The following is a 16,131-nucleotide window of genomic DNA, read 5'->3' as shown; positions in this document are numbered from 1 at the left end:
GGTAACTACACGAGCAGTACCCGGCGGGATGTATTGAGTCGTTCAGCAATTGGTCTCGGTGCACTCGGCGTTGCTGGACTTGCTGGGTGTATGGACGACGACAACGGCGGCGAAGACGCAACGTTAGCGAGTTCGTTCGAAGAGGGACACGTACTCGTCGACGCTGCCGAAGACTTCGCTGAACAGGTTGAAGACGAGACGGATGGCGCTGTTTCGATCGAAGTGATCCCCGGCGGATCCTACGGGGCAGAGGATGAAATCGCCGAACAGGTTCAAGAAGGCGTCATCGAAATGCACTCCGGTGGCGGCGTCCCATACGAGATGTTCGCGTCTGAGTACTACTTCTTTGACAACCCATTCGTCCTCGAGGATCTGGATCACCTTCGCGATATCGAAGACAGCGAAGAGTTCGAACCCGCCCAAGAGACGTTGATTGACGAAGGAAATCAGCGCCACGTCGGCTCGTTCATCTTCCGCGGTCTCCGCCACTTCACGGCAAATCAGGCAGTCACCGAACCTGATGATCTCGACGGAGTCGACCTGCGCCTTCCTGAACTCGATCCATGGGTGACGATCTGGGAAGAGATCGGTGCATCCGCAACGTCTGTTGCACTCGATGAACTCTACAGTGCGCTCGAGCAGGGTGTTGCAGATGCCTCCGAGGGTGACATCGCGCAGATCAGTTCACACAATCTGCAGGAAGTCCAGGACTATCTCAGCCTGACTGGGCACCAGGTCCAAGCGGGTGGTCTGTATGTTAACGACGATTTCTTCGAGGGTCTCGACGAGGCACACCAGGATGCAATCCTCGAGATTGCCGAAGAGGCGTCGTTGGATGCCAGCGATCGGGCGGAAGATGAAGAGGATGACTTGATTGCAGAACTCGAAGACGACGGTATGGAAGTTGTCGACGATGTCGATCAGGATGCGTTTGCTGATCTGGCTGAGCCGGCTGTCGAAGACCTGTTCGACTCTACATGGGAAGGCTCCTGGGACGACTGGCAGAACCTCTGAATTCCGGTACCCGACAACGACCCAGCGTCCGTCACGAGTCTTGTCTCTCTTAAGCCCTGTCCGCTCCCGTGAGAATAACAGGCACTTTGCGTCGCAAGTGCTTTGCTTCTACCGTGAATTACAGGCGTTCGTTGTCCCCTGCGTTACGCTTACTCGTCGACGGTCGTTACTGTTACTGGTCCATCAAACTCGAGAAGAACGTGCTGTGCAACGTCTCCGAAGAGCGCCTTCCCAACCGGTGATCGCTTACGGCCGGTCACAAAGATGTGTTCACACTCGTGTTCGGCCGCGAACTCGAGAATTGCATCTGGGATGTGACCAACGATTCCATGGGCTGTGACTGCACTGTCGTCGTCGAACGTCGATGCCACGACGGCTTCAGCCGTCTCGGTCGCATCGGCTTCGAGTTCGTCAATGCTCGAGAGTTCGTTTCCTGAGCGGGCATTTTGCGGAAGTTCGCTCTGATACTGGCTCTCATCGATGAGTCGGCAGACGACAGCAGACATGTCGGTGCCAGATATGTGTTGATTCGCTGTCTCGAGTAGTTTTTGATCAGGCGTGTCGTTCAGTAGGAGTACGAGTACCGAGGCCATAGCAAACATGACGAGGGTCGTGATTAAAAACGTATCCCCACCGTCAGTACACGACGATTGCGATGCTGTTTGTGAACTTGGCGGACACGAGGTACACCTGTTGCAGCGTACTGTCTACCGAGCCATACTGTATTTCGTTCTCTGACTGAGCAACGAATCATCTACAACGGATCAACAGGAGTCGAACCAGTTTGGTATCCTAACAGCGTCCTTGAGCAGATTCTATATCGCACGATACGATTTACATTGGCTGTTACTCCTGTACTCTGTTCTGGACAGCGTATCGCTCTCGATACAATTCATACACTGTTTCGTTACTTGTCACCAGCTGTCTCCTCCTGAATGAAACCGGCTTTAAACTATATCGGAATTTATTATCAGGGAAGTGAACAATAGGCTGAAATCAGATACTTCTAAATACAAATTGCTGTTTAACCCCGCAGGAACCGTTTCTGGACCCCCAATTCGCGTAGTAACTCGAGTCGAGTTCCCTCTCATACGATATTTGGGCCCTAATTTTAGGAACGCATAGTATATCCACACATTCTCTATTCCATCTCTCCAAAACATACCTTATCCGAGCGTTATTATCCTATTGCTACCAAAATGTGGTATGGCCAACAACACATCATAACTACGACATCTTTAGATATGTCTTCTCGTCCCTGGTAATATAAACTGAGACGAATTTATGAACGTGTCCAGAACGATACCAGTATGGCCGCAATGAGCGGGTCAGTTTCGCGTGTCGATTCTGCAACCGATACAACGGCTCCGTCGATTAAGCAAAAAGCCAAATTGTATGTTCTCTTGCGCACCTCCTGTGAACTAGGATGACTGAAGTCTGCGTGATCGGTTGCGGAAACATGGGGGCGTCCTTACTCGAGGGACTCTCCAAAACGGATGATTATACGCTGACAGCGTGCGATATCGACGAAGATGCGCTCGCTGCAGTCGCACCGTACTGCGAGACGACGACAACCGACCTCAGCGTGGCCACAGAGATCGGACTCGTCGTCATCGCAGTGAAACCGTCGGTCGTCTCTGTCCTCCTCGAGGAACTCGAGTTGTCCGCTGAGCAGACACTCGTGACGATCGCGGCTGGCGTCTCGACGGACACCGTCGAAAAACAGACACCGGCGACGGTCGTGCGAGTGATGCCGAATCTCGCGGCGCGGACACAGAACATGGCTGCGGCAGTCACGGCCGACAGCGTCACCGACGAGGTTCGCGCAATGCTCGATGCTGTCGGCGAGTTCGTCGAAATCGACGAGTCCCAGATGGACATCGCGACTGCGGTGAACGGAAGCGGCCCGGCGTTCGTCTTCTACTTGCTGGGTGCGATGCAATCTGCGGGCGTCGAGGCTGGGCTCGACGACGACGACGCCAGAACGCTCGCCGCACAGACGTTCAAAGGCGCTGCTGAGACGGTGTTGCGCTCTGACGAAGCAATCGATGATCTCATCGACGCTGTCTGCTCGCCAAACGGGACGACAATCGAAGGCATGGACGTCCTGTGGGACAGCGACGCAGATGAGGCGGTCACTGATGCGGTACTGGCAGCCGAACGCCGCTCGAGCGAACTCGCGGAGGCATATGGCGATGAGTGAGGGCGTTTCCCAATCCGAACTCGAGGAGGCACGGGAACTCGCTGCAGACGCAGATCGCGTCATCGTCAAAGCTGGGACGAACTCGCTCACCAACGCGGCCTCGAAACTCGACATCGAGAAACTCGATAAACTCGTCGATGATATCGCTGCGCTCCGTGACCGAGGCAAAGACGTAATTCTCGTCTCCTCAGGAGCCGTCGGTGCCGGAAAGGGGCGAATCGTCTACGATGGCGACACCGTCGAAGCGTCCCAGGCATTATCGACGGTTGGTCAGAGCCACCTCATGCGTGAGTACACCAAGAGCTTCGAGCGCTACGACCAGAAAATCGCCCAGTTGCTTCTCACCCAGCACGACCTCGAGAACCCCGAGCGATTTACGAACGTCCAGAACACGATCGACACGCTGCTCGAGTGGGGCATCGTTCCGATTATCAACGAGAACGATGCCGTCGCTACGCAGGAGATTCGCATTGGCGACAACGATATGCTTTCGTCCTCGCTCGCGGTCGGTATCGAGGTGGATTTGCTCGTGACGCTGACCGACGTTGGCGGCGTCTACACCGGGAATCCGAAAGAAGACGAGACGGCGACGCTCATCGAGGGAGTCGGTCGCAACTACGACGAGGTGCAAGCGATTATCGACGACAGTTCCACCAGCGAGTTCGGTGGCATCCAGACGAAAGTCCAGGGCGCACGCGACGTCAGCGAGTACGGCATTCCAGCAATCATCGCCAAGTCCACCGAACCGGATGTGCTCGAGAAAATCGCAGCTGAAAAGGCGGTTGGAACGCTATTTATCCCAATAAACGGAGTCATCAATGACTGAACAGACAGCACGAGCCAAAGTCGATGAGGCACAGACTGCCGCACGCAGGCTTGCAATGTGCTCGGCGGACGAGCGCAACGCGGGTCTGCGGTCGATTGCCGACGCAATCGAAGCGCGCACGGACGAAATTCTCGAGGCGAACGAGAAAGACGTCGCCGCGGGCGAGGAACTGCTCGAAGAAGGCGAGTACAGCCAGGCGCTCGTCGACCGACTGAAACTCTCCGAGTCGAAACTCGAGGATATCGCGGAGATGGTTCGGAGCGTCGCCGAGCAGACGGACCCGCTCGAGAAGACGCTCGTCTCGCGACGACTCGACGAAGACCTCGAGTTGTACAAACTCGCCGTCCCAATCGGTGTCGTCGGGACGGTGTTCGAATCCCGCCCAGACGCGCTCGTCCAGATCGCCGCGCTTAGCCTCAAATCCGGCAACGCCGTGATTCTGAAAGGCGGAAGCGAAGCAAGTCACTCCAACCGCGTGCTGTACGACATCATCCGAGAGGCGACCGACGAGTTCCCGACTGGCTGGGCACAGCTGATCGAGGCACGCGAGGACGTCGACGCCCTCCTCGAGATGGACGATGCAATCGACCTCCTGATGCCACGGGGCAGTTCGGCGTTCGTCGAGTATATTCAGGACAACACGAGCATCCCGGTGCTCGGCCACACTGAGGGAATCTGTCACGTTTACATCGACGACGACGCAGACCTCGAGATGGCGTCCGATATCGCGTTCGACGCGAAAGTGCAGTATCCCGCTGTCTGTAACGCCGTCGAGACGCTGTTGGTCCACGAATCCGTCGCTGACGAGTTCCTTCCACAGATCGCCGAGCGCTACGAGGATGCCGGCGTCGAACTCCGCGGCAGCGAGGCGGTCCGGGAGATCATCGAGGCGGAGCCAGCAACCGACGAGGACTGGGCGAGCGAGTACGGCGATCTCATCCTCTCGATTACACTCGTCGACTCACTCGAGGACGCAGTCGATCACATCGCCGAGTACGGCTCGAAGCATACGGAATCCATCGTCACCGAGGACGACGACCGCGCCGTCCGATTCATGCGAAGTCTCGACTCGGCGAGCGTCTTCCACAACGCCTCGACCCGATTCAGCGACGGTTACCGCTTCGGTCTCGGTGCCGAGGTTGGCATCAGCACCGGTAAAATCCACGCTCGCGGCCCCGTCGGCCTCGAGGGGCTGACCACCTACAAGTACCATCTCGAGGGAGATGGCCACATCGTCGCGACCTACGCTGGCGAGGATGCGAAACCGTACCTCCACGAGGAGTTCGACGGCGACTGGCTCGAGAACTAACTGATTCGGGTTTCACGATTCGGGGCGACACTCATCGACCGCCGCTGCGCCAACGTTTATTCATCTCCTTCGAGGCCTATACACATGGACGACATCGGTGTCATCGGCGTCGGGCACATCGGCAACGGATTCCTCGAGAACCTGCTCGCTGATGGCTACGACGTCACGGTGTACGATATCGACGAGACGAAACTCGAGCGAGCCAGTGAGCGGGGTGCCAGTCGCGCCACCTCGCCGGCGGCACTGGCAACAGCGGTCGATGCCGTCGTGATGGCTGTTCCAGGCACGCCCGAAGTCGAGGCGACGATGGGGGGCACTGATGGCATCCTTGCCAGTGAGTCGCTTCCCTCGCTCATCATCGACGTGACGACGACGCTCCCCGAGACAAGCCTCGAGTGCCAGACACTCTGTGCCGACGCCGACATCCGATTTCTCGAGGCCCCGATCACGGGCGGCTCTCCACGCGAGGGCATGCACATGATCGTCGGCGGCTCCGAAGCCGACTACGACGCCGCGAGCGACCTCCTCGATTCGCTCTGTACGGACCACACTCGAATCGGGCCGGTCGGCGATGCGACGATTTTCAAACTCGGATTGCAGGTGCGCTATGCGGGCCACCACGCCATCGACGCCGAGATTATCGAGTTCATGCGCGCGAACGATGTCGACCCAGACCCACTCGTGGACTTCCTCGAGTTCGATATCTGGGAGCGATACTTCAGCGGCGACTTCAGCCAGGATATCGAGGGGCTGGGCGGTCTCGCAATCTGGCACAAAGATATCGGCTACGCCAGACAGGTTGCTCGAGAAACCGAGACGGCGCTGCCGCTTGCCGGTGTGTTGGCGGAAGCGTACAAGGCAACCGTTCGGCGAACCAGCGACGAGGAGGGCCACGCCGCAGCGCTGCGTACGTACTGGCAGGTGCTCAATGGGATGGAGGATGGCGAGAACGACAGCTGAGATGCACAGAGCGGCGACTCGAGGACTACACCTCCAGACTGTGTGATGCGCCAGCACGTTTACGACGATGACGGTCGATGTTCTGCTATGGCGCTTTCAGCCGAGCAGGAACTCATCAGGGACACGGTGCGGTCGTTCGTCGAACGGGAGGTTGAGCCTGCAGTCGAGGAGGCGGATGCGAACCAGGAGTTTCCCGAATCCGTCTGGGATAGCCTCGCAGACCTCGATCTGACTGGACTGACCGTCCCCGAAGAGTACGGCGGGTTCGACGCTGATCAGCTCACGGCAAGTATCGTCTACGAGGAACTGGCTGCTGGGCACCTCTCGCTTGCGACGGCGCTGTCGGTCCACTCGCTCGCAACGTCGTGTCTCCGCGAGTTCGGCACACAGGCCCATATCGAGGACTGGCTCCCGGAGATGGCTGAGGGCCGGCCGGTTGGTGCGTTTGCACTCTCAGAAGCCGAGGCAGGATCGAATCCGGCCGAGATGAGCACTGAGGCACGCTTCGACGAGGACGCCGAGGAGTACGTGATCAACGGCACGAAACAGTGGATCACCAACGGCGAGCGCGCAGGCGTCGTCATCCTGTTCGCGAAAACCGACCGCGACGACTCCGAGACAGTCACCCAGTTTCTCGTCCCGAAAGACACCGACGGCCTCGAGGTCGGGAAGAAAGAGGACAAACTCGGCCTTCGGGCGAGCGATACGACGACGCTCATCTTCGACGACGTTCGAATCCCCGCAGAAAATCGACTCACCGAGGTCGGTGACGGACTGAAAGCCGCGTTTTCGATCCTGACTGGCGGGCGAATCGCCATCGCGAGTCAGGCCGTTGGCCTGGCTCAGGCCGCCCTCGATGATGCCGTAGCCTACAGCAAGGAGCGCGAGCAGTTTGGCCGGCCAATCAGCGACCATCAGGCGATCTCGCACAAACTCGCGGAGATGCAGACGAACGTCCAAGCCGCTCGCCTGCTGACTCGCGACGCCGCACGGAAGAACACAGCGGGCGTCGACCCGATGGCCGCGAGCATGGCGAAGTACTTCGCGAGCGAAACCGCCGTCGACGTCGCAAACGAAGCCGTCCAGATCCACGGCGGCTACGGCTACACGACCGATTTCGACGTCGAGCGCTACTACCGCGACGCCAAAATCACCACAATCTACGAAGGCACCAGCGAAATCCAGAAAGAAGTGATCGCTCGGCACGTCCTCGAGTGAGCGGTACTGTCGGCTGCTGCCCAGTCGTGTCCACTTCCGTCCACTCTCGCCGTGTGGTGTGGTACCAACACTTTAGCTTCCGGACGCCGATAGAGCGTGCATGTTCGATGACGACGACCTCGAGGCGGTCCGCAGCGGGCGCACGCGCTGGGAACGTGAGACACTCGAGCCAACCCTCGAGCGCCACGGCGAGCGCCAAGAGCGGTTCGCCACGGTGTCGAATCACGAGGTCGAGCGCCTGTATACGCACGACGATATCGCCGACCTCGAGTACGACGAGGATCTCGGATTCCCCGGCGAGCCACCGTACACGCGCGGCCCGTATCCGACGATGTATCGCGGGCGGACGTGGACGATGCGCCAGTTCGCCGGCTTCGGAACGGCAGAGGAGACGAACGAGCGCTTTCAGTACCTGATCGAGGAGGGCCAGACCGGGCTGTCGACGGCGTTCGACATGCCCTCGCTGATGGGCCTCGACTCGGATCATCCGATGAGCGAGGGCGAAGTCGGCACGGAAGGCGTCGCGGTCGATACCCTCCGCGATATGGAGATTCTATTCGACGGCATCGACATCGGCGACGTCTCGACATCCTTTACGATCAACCCCTCTGCGCCGGTGATCTACGCGATGTACGTCGCGCTGGCCGATCAACAGGGCGTGCCTCGAGATGAGATTCGTGGCACACTTCAGAACGACATGCTCAAAGAGTTCATCGCGCAAAAGGAGTGGGTAATCCCACCCGAGCCCTCACTCGCAGTCGTCACAGATACAATCGAGTTCGCGGCCGGCGAAACCCCGCGCTTTCACCCAATCTCGGTGTCGGGCTATCACATCCGCGAAGCCGGTTCGACAGCCGCACAGGAAGCCGCGTTCACCCTCGCCAATGGCTTTGCCTACGTGGAGGATTGCCTCGAGCGTGGCCTCGATATCGACGACGTTGCCCCGCTGCTGTCGTTTTTCTTCAACTCGCATAACTCGATCTTCGAGGAGGTCGCGAAGTTCCGTGCTGCTCGTCGCGTCTACGCCCGCGTAATGGAAGACCGGTACGACGCAACCGAACCCGAATCCAAACGTCTGAAATTCCATACACAGACGGCGGGCCAGTCACTGACTGCCCAACAGCCGCTCAATAATATTGTCCGCGTCACGATTCAGGCACTTGCGGGCGTGCTGGGCGGCACTCAGTCACTGCACACCAACAGCTTCGATGAGGCACTGGCGTTGCCGAGCGAGAAGGCCGTCCGCGTCGCACTTCGAACCCAACAGATCATCGCAGAGGAATCCGGTGCGGCTGATATCGTCGATCCAATGGGCGGTAGTTTCGCCATCGAAGCGCTGACGAACGAACTTGATGAGGAGATCATGGTATATCTCGAGGAGATCGGAGAGTTGGGCGATGGGTCGATTCGCGATGGCGTCCTCACCGGCATCAGCGACGGCTACTTCCAGCGTGAAATCGGCGACGCCAGCTACGAGTACCAACAACGCGTCGAACGCGGCGAGGAAACCGTCGTCGGCGTCAACGCGTACACGATTGCAGAGGACACCGCACCGGACATTCTCCAGGTCGACGAGACCACTCGAAACAGGCAACTCGAGCGCCTCGAGTCCGTCAAAGCCGAGCGCGACGATGACGCCGTTGATGTCCGCCTCGAGGCGCTATCTGACGCAATTGCCAGCGATGAGAACGTCATGCCCCCCATTATTCATGCGGTGAAAGCATACGCGACAATGGGCGAAATTATGCAGGTCTTCGAGGACCATCACGGCGCGTATCAGGAGGAACTCAGTCCAGTATAGTCCGCGCCGGGGTGACAGTCGTTCAGCGAGACGCTCTTGCGTGCTGTGTGGTGTTGGTTCCCTGCCGATCAGCAGTTACTGGTACTGATTATCGAACTATAATTTTATATGGTTGTCACGAGTACCAACAAATAACCCTATGTCCATCGGTCCCCGCCTCCACCCGCACATCCAACCACCTCTGCTCGAGTCCGGTGTCCATGAGTGAACGGCGCCCACACACTCGAGCCTACGTCGACCTCGGACTGCGATGCTCACACAGAGTCGTCGATATCCTTGCCTCGAGTGCGATCATTGCGACGAGTGTGACGAGCGTCCTCGCACTGATCGTCGGTGCCATCTACGTCGCCGGTGGTCCTGCATCGGCCGCGGTCCGCGAGATCGCCATCGTGTTCACTGCATTTGCCGGCGGATTCTTGCTCCTGACGCTTGGTACCGTCGGGATCTACTTTCTGCTCTATCGCATCCGAGGCGAGCACAGCCACGGCGGGATCATCGCCGGCCGATAGGTACGCTGCTCGCGAACGTCCCCTTACCGCAACGACAATCTTTTTCGTTCTCTCGCGGCGGTGTACGAACGATATGGATCTGCAAATCGACGGCAACGCGGCACTGGTAACAGCTTCCTCGAGTGGACTCGGCAAGGCCTCGGCAACGGCGCTGGCTCGCGAAGGAGTCAACGTCGTCATCAACGGCCGCGATGAGGACCAACTCGCCGAAGCGAAAGCCGAAATCGAAGACGTTGCAACGGGCGAGGTCGTCGCCCAGCCGGCTGATCTCACCGACGAAGACGATATCAAAACACTTGTCGAGACAACTGTCGACGAGTTCGGTGGCCTCGACCACCTCGTCACCAGCGCCGGCGGCCCGCCATCCGGCCCGTTCCTCGAGACCGATGACGACGACTGGTATCAGGCCTACGACCTGCTCGTGATGAGCGTCGTCCGCCTCGCTCGCGAAGCCGAGCCACACCTGAAAGACGGCGATGGCGGCACGATGGTCAACATCACCTCCCGCAGCGTCAAGGAGGCAATCGACAGCCTCGTCCTCTCGAACTCGGTCCGGATGAGCGTCATCGGCCTCGAGAAGACGCTCTCTCAGGAATTCGCGCCAGACGTTCGGGCGAACGCAGTGCTTCCCGGCCCACACGAGACGGCTCGTATCGAGGAACTCGTCGACCAGGGCGTCGAGCGTGGCGAGTACGACTCCTACGAGGAGGGACTGGCAAGTTGGGCGACCAACCCACTCGAGCGCGTCGGCGATCCGATGGAACTGGGCAACACCGTCGCGTTCCTCTCCTCGCCACAGTCTGGCTTCATTAACGGCCAGAGCATCGTCATCGACGGCGGCACGACCGGGTCGAACCTCTAACGGATGGAGCCAGTTTCGTTCGACGACGCTGAGACGTACGAACCCGACGCCGGGTGGCAACGCGCAGCGTTAGCCGGGAGCGACCGCTTTAGTTTCGAGTGGTTCGAGAAACCCCCAGGCCACAGTTCGCCGATGCACGACCACGAACACGAGCAGGTCTGTTTCTGTCTCGAGGGCGAACTGACTGTTCGAACCGAAGACGAATCGGTGACGTTCGAGCAGTACGATTCCGTCTGGCTCGACGCCTGGGAATCGCATGCGGTCGAAAACACGGGCGACGAGCGGGCGGTCGGACTCGATGTGTTCGCACCTGGTCGGTCGTTCGAGTTCTGGACGGACCGCGAGGACGACGCAGATGACTAACGAACGTACCACGTGGTCTGTCGTACCGGTTCGCGGTTGAATCTGACTACTCGTCGCCGGTACTGACTGTCATCCAGTACGGGGTCGACTTCCACTGTGGCGGTGTCATCGGAACACCTGCCACTGCTGGATACCGATTGCACAGTCGGATGCGATTCGGACGTCCATGCTGGCACTGACTACTTTAGCTACCGTAGCTCGACCTCGAGGGTGTTCTGCCGCTCGTCTGTAGCGGTTCGCCACAGTCGGGACAGGCGGCACGGTACGAAACGGGATGAACCGTTATCTCGCATTCTTTGCATTCGTAGTTGCTTTCCCATCGTTTCATACGGCTTTCACAGACGTGTGTGACAATGTCTGCCAATATAAATGTTACTCTCAAGCGAATGTCTGTTAGGAGTCGCCTGTGGATGATGTGTCTCAACAACCATTGTGTTGTCCGTTACTAGTGTACAAAATATCACGACGACGAGGCTGTTTGCCATCCGTCTCGAGGCTCGAATCGATTCGCGAGAAAGCGCTGTTTTTGGTCGGTCTCAGGGTCGTTGTGGGGCCGACCCAATCGCGAAGATTTCCTTGTACAGTCCGGCAGCGAGTTTGTCCAGATTCTCCTCGGCGTCACTCGCGTCCATCGTATCGCCGACGCCCTGCCACTCGACCGAAAGACGAGCAATCGGCACCAATGCGAGCCCGCCGATGACGATGTCACCGTCTGGCGTCTCGACGGTCCACTTCGTCTGTAACCCGTCGGACGAGCGCGTTACGTCTGTGATCTGCCCGCCAGCATCGACCCAGCGTTCGACCAGTCCGGCCGTAATTCGCCGGAGTTTCCGCTCACCAAGTATATGAACGACAGCGCCGCCTGCTGCGATGACGACGAACGCACCGGCTGCCATCGCTCCCCCACCAAACGGAATATTCAGCGAGGCTGCCAGCGCTGCGACGACACCGACCAATCCAAGCACGCGCACGTCGAGCGCGCTCGGCACTGTCCCGTGCCACGCGGCCGCATTTGGCGTCGCCTCCGTCTGTGTCTCCCGTCGTTGCTCCTCGAGTTGCATATTCTCACTCTGAACGAGACTCGGATAGCCTCTTGCCTGTCCCCGTGTACGCTTTATATACAATCGCGGCAGTTTACTCGTCCTCGAGTAACCGTTCGTCGCCGTGTTCGGCTCTGTACTGCTCGAGGGTCTTCCGCTGGCGCTCGAGTCGTTGTGTCGGCGTGTCGTAGACGTGTTCAAAGATCGCCCGTGGATCGGCTGTCACCGCTTCGGCGCGTTCGATCAGTTCAGAGAGGGTCGATTCGATGTTGGCTTCGATCGTCTCTATCTGGCCGTCATCGAGGAGGTCCCGTCCACGAAGATACGATTCGAAGCGGTCAATCGGATCCCGCTTTCGCCACCGCTCGACCTCGGCTTCGTCGCGGTATGCGGATGGATCGTCAGCTGTCGTGTGTGCGCCGTAGCGGTACTGGACGGCTTCAATAAGTGTCGGTCGGGCGCGCCCATCGGTCGGCTCGAGCGCCTTTGCTCGTGCGGCCTGTGTGACAACGTAACAGGCGAGCGGATCCATGCCATCGACCTGAACGCCCTCGAAGCCGTAGGCGTGTGCTTTCTGCGCGATCGTCTGGCTCGCGGTCTGTGCCTTTCGTGGAACCGAAATCGCCCACTGGTTGTTGTTACAGACGAAAATCGTTGGTGTGTCAAAGACGCCAGCGAAGTTGAGCGCCTCGTGGAAGTCGCCCTCGGAGGTCGCCCCATCGCCGAAGTGGACAACACCGACGCGATCATCGTCTTTCAACTGTGCCGCCCACGACCAGCCAACGACGTGGGGAAGGTGCGCCCCAATCGAAATATTGAGCGGAAAGATCTCGAGGTCGGCAAGCGCAGCGTTTCCGGCTTCGTGGCCGAGCCAGTATAACAGATACTCCCACGGAAGTCCCCGTGCGATTACCGCACCGTGCTCGCGGTACTGATAGGAGAGCAAATCCGCATCCGCAAGTGCATACGTCGACCCAATCTGTGACCCTTCCTGGCCCGCAAGCGAGGCGTACGTTCCAACTCGCCCCTGCCGCTGGAGACTAATCGCTCGTTCGTCGAATCGCCGTGCAAAGCGCATATCACGATACATCGCCCGAAGCGTTTCATCCTCGAGTACTGGCTCGAGTTCGGGACTGACGACGTTGCCGTCCGTATCGAGCACCTGCAACTGGTCGCACGGCGCTCGGTCGAAGACGACTGACTCGAGCGAAGCCTGTGACATGTACCCACGATCGGAGGCAGTTGTAATAAACACTCGTTTGGTGAGCCGGAGATGATTAAATACCAAATCCTAATATATGAGTGGTAGGAAATATAAAACAGATTATAATATGTGTGTGGATAGCCAGAAACCCACCAGAGATGACTATAGGGCACGTTAAATGGGGTCTCTGGTGATACAACTGAAAACTTGCCTTACTTTCCATTTCGCTATGATGGTGCAACAAGAACAGCACTATGGTCCAGTTAGGGGACAATATGCTGGCTACTCCCTGTTTGAGCTATGTCTCTTCTTTTCTTCACAGATAGTATTTTGCTCCGATAAAAAGGACAAAATATATTATGGTTGAAATATATACGATTGACCTCATAATTGCCTCGTGAACAGACCGACAGCCTGTCTTTTCGTCCGCCGGAATCTCTCCAACGACTATTCGGCTTCCGTTTACAACTATACAACTGTAATTCACTTCTCGAGCGACGCTCGACTCGAGGTTGCGTTCACTTGGCCAATTGCTGTTTTGATATCATCAAACAAACTGCACAGGAACCGACGATTGTGTGCGAGCACCCTGCACCAGTGCGCCGGTTCGGTACTGCGATGAGTGGTCACGCCAAGTATGGTACGTGATGCTGAACCTTTATTTCGTCTGCGTTACTCGAGGGTTCTATGGACGATCGGCAGCAACTAACGATCGGGATCGTGGGGCTGGGAAGCCACGGAACGCGACACTCGCGGGCGCTTCAAGAGTTAGGTCACGACGTGCTGGGGGCTGATGCGGACCCGACGATCCGGGCTGACTTCGCTGCGGAGTTTGAAACGGAGACGTTCGAGCACCCGTCAAATCTGTTTGACGAACCAATCGACGCCGTGATCATCTCGTCGCCGACGAAATTTCACGAACCCGTCGCGACGAAAGCGCTCGAGGCCGGCCTGGACGTGTTACTCGAGAAGCCACTGGCACATACCGTCGAGAGTGCAGAACGCATTGCACAGGTCGCTGAACGGACGGAACGGGTGTGCATGGTCGGCTATCACCACCGATTTCGCAATCCCTGCACTGTGTTGAAAGACTACATCGACCAGGGCTACCTCGGCGATATTACCCACATTCAGGCGAAATATATTCGCCGGCGCGGGGTGCCGGGGCGTGGCACGTGGTACACGTCTCGAGAGATTGCTGGTGGCGGCGCACTCATGGACCTCGGCAGCCACGCGCTGGATATGGTGCTGTACTTTTGTGGCTGGCCAGCAATCGACAACGTTCTTGGTCAATCGAATTCGGAATTTGGGCCGCGAGAGGACTACTCCTATCTGGAGATGTGGGGTGAAGATGGCGAGGCGCGGATGTACGATGTCGAAGACTCGGTGCATACGTTCCTCGAGTTCGAAAATGACTGTACAGCGAGTATCGAGGTTGCATGGGCAACGAACGCCGAATCAGTTCACTCCTACGACGTTCGAGGGACGGAAGCAGGTGCGTCGCTCGATATTACGAACACTTTAGACGAGATCGATCCGTGGATCGATCAACGAAACGACCTCACGCTGTATGAAGTGCGTGGTGGTGCGGCCGACCACTTCGTTAACTCAGAAATCGTTTGCGAGCAGAACGATCCTTTCCGTGATGAACTTGCAACGTTCCTCGAGACGGTCGTCACTGAGACACGCCCAGAGCAGTGTAATGTTCGACAGGCACTCACGACCCAACGCGGCGTCGATCGCATCTACACAGAGACCGAGACGTAGTCGGTTCCCAACGCCCAGCACTTATTTGTACTCGCCCATGGATGAAAGAAGTATGAACGACCAACGCTCGGGGTCGGAGACGGGGAAAACGATCAAATCGATCGAGACGATGCTCGAGATCCTCGAGTCGATTCGTCGCCGCGAGGAAGCCGGAGTAACCGAAATCGCGTCCGATATTGGGATGTCAAAGAGTACGGCACATCACTACGTGAAGACCCTCGAGTTGTACAACTGCCTCGAGAAAACAAATGGCCGCTACCGACTTGGGCTGCAGTTTCTAACCTACGGCGGCCAGGCGAGGGCAGGACAGCGACTCTATCAGCTGGCGAAAAACGATGTAGACAGACTGGCCGCCGAGACGGGCGAAGAGGTTCGACTCGCTGTCGAGCAACGCGGGCGCGGAATTACGCTGTATCAGTCGACTGGTGCACACGTCGATCAGGCTCGTTCGTACGTCGGTCAAGTCGAGGAACTGCACTGTACGGCCGCTGGGAAGGCGTTTCTGGCTGCGTTACCGGCACAGCGTGTAGAGGCCTTGCTCGATGACCTCGAGTTGCGAGCGTTTACGCCGGAGACGATTATGGACCGCGATGAGTTGGTGGCTGAACTCGAGGAGATTCGCGCCCGCGATGTAGCGTTTGACGATGAGGAACGACACGAGGGTGTTCGCTGTGTCGCGGTGTCGATTACGAATCGATCCGACGAACTGTTGGGTGCGATCAGTGTCTCTGGGCCAACGTCGCGACTCACCGGTGATCGATTCTCGACGACAATCCCAAATCAATTGCAGAACATCGTCGGTGTCGTGGAAGTGAATACGACCTACTCTGAGTGGGAAGAGAACGTTCCGCAGTAGTCAGTTCGAGAGGTTTGATGATGTGAAACCACTGTCGCCGACTGACTGGTTGCACGTCGTAGGCAATCGCCATGGTAGATGACTGTTCCCCGACTGTTGGCGGTTTTCACAAGCGTCTCGAGGAGGCTACTTCTCTCACGACAGTCACTTTGACTATCTCAAACACTGTTGTTCTATGCACCTCATAACATATTTGTAT

The 16,131-nt window shown here is 57.9% G+C and carries 16 protein-coding genes; 12 read left to right on the top strand and 4 right to left on the bottom strand.

Annotated features, from left to right (window positions below; genetic code table 11):
• Positions 1-90: 90 nt before the first annotated feature.
• Positions 91-1,014 carry a TRAP transporter substrate-binding protein gene (locus tag G6M89_RS02840; protein WP_165160279.1) on the top strand — a complete coding sequence of 308 codons (924 nt, stop codon included), beginning with the start codon at positions 91-93 and terminating at the stop codon, positions 1,012-1,014.
• 149 nt (positions 1,015-1,163) lie between these two features.
• Here G6M89_RS02840 and G6M89_RS02835 read toward each other — a convergent pair whose 3' ends face one another.
• Positions 1,164-1,607 carry a universal stress protein gene (locus G6M89_RS02835; protein ID WP_165160278.1) on the bottom strand — a complete coding sequence of 148 codons (444 nt, stop codon included), beginning with the start codon at positions 1,605-1,607 and terminating at the stop codon, positions 1,164-1,166.
• 833 nt (positions 1,608-2,440) lie between these two features.
• Here G6M89_RS02835 and proC point away from each other — a divergent pair.
• The 9 genes from proC (at position 2,441) to G6M89_RS02790 (ending at position 11,065) form a co-directional block, all read left to right on the top strand.
• Positions 2,441-3,217: a pyrroline-5-carboxylate reductase gene (proC, locus tag G6M89_RS02830; RefSeq protein ID WP_165160277.1), complete on the top strand. Its 777-nt coding sequence runs from the start codon at positions 2,441-2,443 to the stop codon at positions 3,215-3,217.
• Complete coding sequence (gene proB / locus G6M89_RS02825) at positions 3,210-4,043, top strand: glutamate 5-kinase (protein ID WP_165160276.1); 834 nt, start codon at positions 3,210-3,212, stop codon at positions 4,041-4,043. The genes proC and proB overlap by 8 nt, the downstream gene beginning before the upstream one ends.
• Positions 4,036-5,352: a glutamate-5-semialdehyde dehydrogenase gene (locus G6M89_RS02820; protein ID WP_165160275.1), complete on the top strand. Its 1,317-nt coding sequence runs from the start codon at positions 4,036-4,038 to the stop codon at positions 5,350-5,352. The genes proB and G6M89_RS02820 overlap by 8 nt, the downstream gene beginning before the upstream one ends.
• The gene (locus G6M89_RS02815; protein WP_255488033.1) at positions 5,353-6,312 is read left to right on the top strand and encodes an NAD(P)-dependent oxidoreductase; all 960 of its coding nucleotides are present in this window, start codon (positions 5,353-5,355) and stop codon (positions 6,310-6,312) included.
• A gap of 87 nt (positions 6,313-6,399) precedes the next feature.
• Positions 6,400-7,530, top strand: a complete 1,131-nt coding sequence (locus G6M89_RS02810; RefSeq protein WP_165160273.1) for an acyl-CoA dehydrogenase family protein — start codon at positions 6,400-6,402, stop codon at positions 7,528-7,530.
• Between the two features lie 100 nt (positions 7,531-7,630).
• A complete protein-coding gene (locus G6M89_RS02805; RefSeq protein ID WP_165160272.1) occupies positions 7,631-9,331 on the top strand; it encodes a methylmalonyl-CoA mutase in 1,701 nt (566 codons plus the stop codon).
• Between the two features lie 200 nt (positions 9,332-9,531).
• Positions 9,532-9,840, top strand: a complete 309-nt coding sequence (locus G6M89_RS02800) for a hypothetical protein (protein WP_165160271.1) — start codon at positions 9,532-9,534, stop codon at positions 9,838-9,840.
• Positions 9,841-9,913: 73 nt separating this feature from the next.
• The gene (locus G6M89_RS02795) at positions 9,914-10,702 is read left to right on the top strand and encodes an SDR family oxidoreductase (RefSeq protein WP_165160270.1); all 789 of its coding nucleotides are present in this window, start codon (positions 9,914-9,916) and stop codon (positions 10,700-10,702) included.
• Between the two features lie 3 nt (positions 10,703-10,705).
• Positions 10,706-11,065, top strand: coding sequence for a cupin domain-containing protein (locus tag G6M89_RS02790; protein WP_165160269.1), 360 nt, complete (start codon positions 10,706-10,708; stop codon positions 11,063-11,065).
• Positions 11,066-11,249: 184 nt separating this feature from the next.
• On the opposite strand, the gene G6M89_RS02785 is transcribed toward G6M89_RS02790, so the two are convergent.
• From G6M89_RS02785 to pdhA, 3 genes are all read right to left on the bottom strand, one after another.
• The gene (locus tag G6M89_RS02785; RefSeq protein WP_255487951.1) at positions 11,250-11,429 is read right to left on the bottom strand and encodes a zinc-ribbon domain-containing protein; all 180 of its coding nucleotides are present in this window, start codon (positions 11,427-11,429) and stop codon (positions 11,250-11,252) included.
• Positions 11,430-11,601: 172 nt separating this feature from the next.
• Positions 11,602-12,126 (bottom strand): hypothetical protein, encoded by a 525-nt coding sequence (locus G6M89_RS02780; RefSeq protein ID WP_165160267.1) that lies wholly within the window; start codon positions 12,124-12,126, stop codon positions 11,602-11,604.
• Between the two features lie 73 nt (positions 12,127-12,199).
• Positions 12,200-13,327, bottom strand: coding sequence for a pyruvate dehydrogenase (acetyl-transferring) E1 component subunit alpha (gene pdhA / locus G6M89_RS02775; protein WP_165160266.1), 1,128 nt, complete (start codon positions 13,325-13,327; stop codon positions 12,200-12,202).
• A 669-nt stretch (positions 13,328-13,996) separates the two neighbouring features.
• Here pdhA and G6M89_RS02770 point away from each other — a divergent pair.
• Entirely contained in the window at positions 13,997-15,076 is a 1,080-nt protein-coding gene (locus G6M89_RS02770; protein ID WP_165160265.1) for a Gfo/Idh/MocA family protein, read from the top strand.
• Positions 15,077-15,128: 52 nt separating this feature from the next.
• Positions 15,129-15,932 (top strand): IclR family transcriptional regulator, encoded by an 804-nt coding sequence (locus G6M89_RS02765; protein WP_165160264.1) that lies wholly within the window; start codon positions 15,129-15,131, stop codon positions 15,930-15,932.
• Positions 15,933-16,131: the final 199 nt, after the last annotated feature.

The sequence above is a fragment of the Natronolimnobius sp. AArcel1 genome, assembly GCF_011043775.1.
GTDB lineage: Archaea > Halobacteriota > Halobacteria > Halobacteriales > Natrialbaceae > Natronolimnobius.
The sequence above is the reverse complement of the archived record's forward strand: the minus strand, read 5'-3'. Positions and strand labels throughout refer to the sequence as shown.

Bases quoted from the DNA above. Each gene is read 5' to 3' on its own strand.
- G6M89_RS02810 (WP_165160273.1), top strand. From the start codon at position 6,400: ATGGCGCTTTCAGCCGAGCAGGAACTCATCAGGGACACGGTGCGGTCG.
- G6M89_RS02835 (WP_165160278.1), bottom strand. From the start codon at position 1,607: ATGGCCTCGGTACTCGTACTCCTACTGAACGACACGCCTGATCAAAAA.
- G6M89_RS02800 (WP_165160271.1), top strand. From the start codon at position 9,532: ATGAGTGAACGGCGCCCACACACTCGAGCCTACGTCGACCTCGGACTG.
- G6M89_RS02795 (WP_165160270.1), top strand. From the start codon at position 9,914: ATGGATCTGCAAATCGACGGCAACGCGGCACTGGTAACAGCTTCCTCG.
- G6M89_RS02770 (WP_165160265.1), top strand. From the start codon at position 13,997: ATGGACGATCGGCAGCAACTAACGATCGGGATCGTGGGGCTGGGAAGC.
- G6M89_RS02790 (WP_165160269.1), top strand. From the start codon at position 10,706: ATGGAGCCAGTTTCGTTCGACGACGCTGAGACGTACGAACCCGACGCC.
- G6M89_RS02765 (WP_165160264.1), top strand. From the start codon at position 15,129: ATGAACGACCAACGCTCGGGGTCGGAGACGGGGAAAACGATCAAATCG.
- pdhA (WP_165160266.1), bottom strand. From the start codon at position 13,327: ATGTCACAGGCTTCGCTCGAGTCAGTCGTCTTCGACCGAGCGCCGTGC.
- proB (WP_165160276.1), top strand. From the start codon at position 3,210: ATGAGTGAGGGCGTTTCCCAATCCGAACTCGAGGAGGCACGGGAACTC.
- G6M89_RS02805 (WP_165160272.1), top strand. From the start codon at position 7,631: ATGTTCGATGACGACGACCTCGAGGCGGTCCGCAGCGGGCGCACGCGC.
- G6M89_RS02780 (WP_165160267.1), bottom strand. From the start codon at position 12,126: ATGCAACTCGAGGAGCAACGACGGGAGACACAGACGGAGGCGACGCCA.
- G6M89_RS02820 (WP_165160275.1), top strand. From the start codon at position 4,036: ATGACTGAACAGACAGCACGAGCCAAAGTCGATGAGGCACAGACTGCC.
- proC (WP_165160277.1), top strand. From the start codon at position 2,441: ATGACTGAAGTCTGCGTGATCGGTTGCGGAAACATGGGGGCGTCCTTA.
- G6M89_RS02840 (WP_165160279.1), top strand. From the start codon at position 91: ATGGACGACGACAACGGCGGCGAAGACGCAACGTTAGCGAGTTCGTTC.